The sequence below is a fragment of the Borrelia persica No12 genome (genome assembly GCF_000500045.1).
In the GTDB taxonomy this organism is placed as follows: Bacteria; Spirochaetota; Spirochaetia; order Borreliales; family Borreliaceae; genus Borrelia; species Borrelia persica.
In genome coordinates this window covers 1-347 of sequence record NZ_AYOT01000076.1, presented here as the reverse complement: position 1 = coordinate 347, position 347 = coordinate 1, and the positions used below count along the sequence as shown (strand labels likewise).

The window sequence follows — 347 nt, the reverse complement described above, 5'->3', positions numbered from 1 at the left end:
TAACTTTAATGTACCTTTAATTTCTGATACTGATTTGTCAATCTTATTATCTAGTTCCATTTTATTAATTTCCATGTCTTTTTTAACAGATAAGATATCAGATTTTAATTCACTTCTAACAATATCAATCTTATTATTAAGATTATTCTCAACGTTATCAATCTTGTTATCAAGCTCATTAAACTTAGCATCAATCTTGTTATCAAGCTCATTGAACTTAGCATCAATCTTGTTATCAAGCTCATTAAACTTAGCATCCATTCTATGAATAAGTTCTTCTTTGGTATCAAAAATCTTTTCTTCTAAATGTTTTAATTTAATATCAAAGTTTTCTTTAAGATACTCAA

The 347-nt window shown here is 24.8% G+C and carries 1 pseudogene; it reads right to left on the bottom strand.

Features of this window, described 5'->3' with window-relative positions:
- Positions 1 to 347, bottom strand: a pseudogene (locus tag U881_RS11805) (Bdr family repetitive protein); the annotation flags it as partial.